A 3,454-nucleotide genomic window follows, 5' to 3' on the forward strand; every position below is an offset into this window, starting at 1 on the left:
ATTGGCAAAAATATTATACGCGTGGATGCTTTGGATAAAGTGATGGGGAGAGCAAAATATACGGAAGACCTTACCCCACCTAATGCGCTGGTAGGAAAGGTCCTACATAGTACTTTTGCTAATGGTATGGTCAAATCCATTGACATAAGAAAGGCAGAGCAAATGGATGGCGTCGAAAAGATCGTAACTTGTCTTGATGTGCCAGATATCCAATATGCAACTCCGGGTCACCCTTGGTCCTTAGATCTAGAACATAGAGATGTTGCTGATCGTAAAATACTAAATCAACGAGTTAGGCACTATGGAGACTGCATTGCAGCAGTTGTTGCTAGAAACGAATCCATTGCTGACGAAGCGATAAATTTATTGAAACTTGAATATGAAGAATACCCTGTTTTGCTTGACCCAATTGAGGCAATGGATCCTGCTTCTTGTCTCATTCATGCTGAATTTCCGAATAATAGATTAAAAAAGACTTCATATTCTGAAGGTGATTTGCAAACTATTGATCCTTCAGAAGTCTACGTCAAATATACTGCAACTTACAAAACTAAACCTGTTAAACACTGTCATATCGAGAATGCATGCAGCTTTGCGTACATGGAAGGAGACCGAGTGGTGGTGGTTACTTCTACACAAATACCACATATCGTGCGCCATGTTATTGCTCAGGCTTTAGGAATACCATTTGGTCGTGTGCGTGTTGTCAAACCATATGTTGGTGGTGGTTTTGGAAATAAGCAGGATGTAATTTATGAACCGCTGAATGCTTTTTTAACAATGCAGGTTGGGGGAAGATGTGTCCGACTAGATATGAACAGGGAAGAGAACTTTCTTTCGACACGAACACGTCACGGAATTGAATTTCAGTTGGAAACCGAAGTGGCAAAGGACGGTAAAATATTGACAAGGAGAAGCAAAGCGATCTCTAACCAAGGAGGCTATGCTTCACACGGTCACACTATTGTAGCTAACGCAACAAGCGGCTATCGAAATTTATATCATCAAAATGCGTTGAGACAGGAAGCCATTACTGTTTATACCAATATTTGTTCTGGCGGAGCAATGAGAGGCTATGGCATACCTCAAATTAATTTTGCAATGGAATCTCATATGGACGATTTAGCATTGTTGCTTAATATGGATCCGATAGAATTTAGGCGGATCAACATGATGCGAGAAGGAGATATTGATGCACCTACAGGAATAATCTGTCACAGTAACGGCCTTGATGAATGTCTTGAAACAGGTTGCAACTATATCAACTGGGCTCAAAAACGTAAGCTGTATAGTAATCAGTCTGGTAATATTCGCAAGGGCGTTGGTATGGCAATTTTCAGTTATAAAACAGGAGCTTATCCGAGCGCAATGGAGATTGCAAGCGCAAGAGTTATATTAACTCAGGATGGTAGCGTGCAAATTGAGATGGGCGCAACGGAAATTGGTCAAGGTGCAGATACTGTTTTTACACAAATTGCGGCTGAGACTCTTTCGATCAAGCCTGAAAATGTTCATATTGTTACTACTCAAGATACAGACCATGCACCGTATGATACCGGTGCATACGCTTCAAGGCAGACCTACGTTTCAGGTATGGCTTTGAAACAAACTTGTATGCAGCTAAAACAGAAAATTATTTGTTATGCGGCAGAGTTACTTGAACAACCACAGCAAATACTCGACATCTCCGACAGTGGGATTATTGAAACCGAAAATAGGGCAGTACTAATCTCTTTGAAAGAGCTTGCAATGACATCATTTTATAGCAGAAAACATGCAACCCATATTACTGCCGAATCTTCTTTTCAATGCAAAAATAATACCTATGCTTTAGGGTGTTGTTTTGCAGAAATCGAAGTAAACATTCCAATTGGCCGCATAAAAATTCTGGATATAATCAATGTACATGACAGCGGACGTATAATAAATCCAGCTTTGGCTACAGCCCAAGTTCATGGGGGAATGGCGATGGCAATAGGTTACGCTCTCTCTGAACAGATGCTATACGACGAAAAAGGTAAGCTGTTAAATGGTAATTTGTTAGATTATAAGTTACCTACATCAATGGATATCCCTGACCTTCATGTAAAATTTGTGGAAACAAATGACCCCACCGGGCCTTATGGTAATAAGTCATTAGGAGAGCCTCCAACGATACCTGTAGCTGCAGCAATAAGAAATGCATTGTTGAATGCTACTGGTGTTGCTGTGAATCATTTACCATTAAATCCGCAAAACCTGATAAAAGAATTTACTCAAGTCGGTTTTTTCTCAAAGGAGTGATTTTACATGCTGGACATTGTTAAAAATGAAATAGCCCACAGTATTCCAGAGGCTATTAGTTTATTAAACCAAAATCATGGAGCTCTCGTTGTTGCGGGGGGTACGGATATACTGGTCAAAATTAGGGCAGGAAAGATTAATAAAGCTCATTTGGTATACATTAATAAGATTTCAGAACTCAAGGGCATCTCGATAAATGAATCAGGGGTCATTAAAATTGGACCGCTTACCACTTTTCGAGAGCTAGAAAATAATCCTTTAATATTAGAAATTTTACCTATTTTGGCTATTGCAGCTGGATCAGTTGGAGGCCCACAAATCAGAGCCGCAGGTACAATCGGCGGCAATATTTGTAATGGTGTGACTAGCGCCGATACTTCTTCATCGCTGTTAACTTTAAATGCGAGATTAGAAATATCAAACAATAATACTACTCATGATGCCTTAATTAAGGATTTTTATCTTGGACCATCTAGAGTTGCGTTACCTAATGGTTCTTTGCTTACAGCAATTCATATTGATAAAAAAGATTATACTGGCTATAAGGGACACTATGAAAAATATTCGCAGCGAAATGCAATGGATATTGCTACACTTGGTTGTGCTGTGCAATTGAAATTAAACAAAGAAAAAACTTTGATTGACGATATACGTATAGCATTCGGTGTGGCTGCTCCGGTTCCTTTGCGTTTATCAAAGGCTGAAGATTCGTTGAAAGGTATGACAATTGATCAAGCACTGCTAAAAGGTCCGAGTATTGTGCGATCGGAAATATCGCCAAGAGATTCATGGAGAGCAAGTAAAGATTTTAGGCTTCATATAGCAGGCGAGATTTTCAACAAGGCTCTTAAATTAGCATGGAAAGCGAGTTTTGCCTAATGTTAAATATCGTAAATTTGAATATAAATGGAGAGAGCCATGAAATTGCTGTTAATCCAGGTGAGATTTTAACCGATACTCTTCGCAACAGATTTAATTTGACAAGTGTCAAGAAAGGTTGTGGAGTTGGAGAGTGTGGAGCATGTGCCGTTCTTATTGATGGAATTGCAATGAACAGCTGTATCTATCTTACTGTTTGGGCAGAAGGAAAAGAAATAATCACTGTGGAAGGGTTATCTAAAAAGGGCAACAATCTGCATCCTGTACAAAAAGCTTTTATTGAAGAAGCTGC

Annotated in this window: 3 protein-coding genes; all 3 read left to right on the forward strand. The window is 39.4% G+C overall.

Going from position 1 to position 3,454, the window contains the following annotated elements; translation table 11 throughout:
* Positions 1 to 2,283 (forward strand): xanthine dehydrogenase subunit XdhA (gene xdhA, locus Q7P22_RS10015; RefSeq protein WP_303863747.1); only part of this gene is annotated, 2,283 nt, incomplete at its 5' end.
* Positions 2,284 to 2,289: 6 nt separating this feature from the next.
* Complete coding sequence (xdhB, locus tag Q7P22_RS10020; RefSeq protein WP_303863749.1) at positions 2,290 to 3,162, forward strand: xanthine dehydrogenase subunit XdhB; 873 nt, start codon at positions 2,290 to 2,292, stop codon at positions 3,160 to 3,162.
* Positions 3,162 to 3,454: (2Fe-2S)-binding protein (locus Q7P22_RS10025; protein ID WP_303863751.1), on the forward strand; the 293-nt coding region annotated here is incomplete at its 3' end. The genes xdhB and Q7P22_RS10025, both read left to right, overlap by 1 nt.

It is taken from the genome of Alkalibaculum bacchi (genome assembly GCF_937875145.1).
Taxonomy (GTDB): Bacteria; Bacillota; Clostridia; order Eubacteriales; family Alkalibacteraceae; genus Alkalibaculum; species Alkalibaculum bacchi_A.

Excerpts from the sequence above, each read along its gene's own strand:
- xdhB (WP_303863749.1), top strand. The coding sequence starts at position 2,290 with ATGCTGGACATTGTTAAAAATGAAATAGCCCACAGTATTCCAGAGGCT.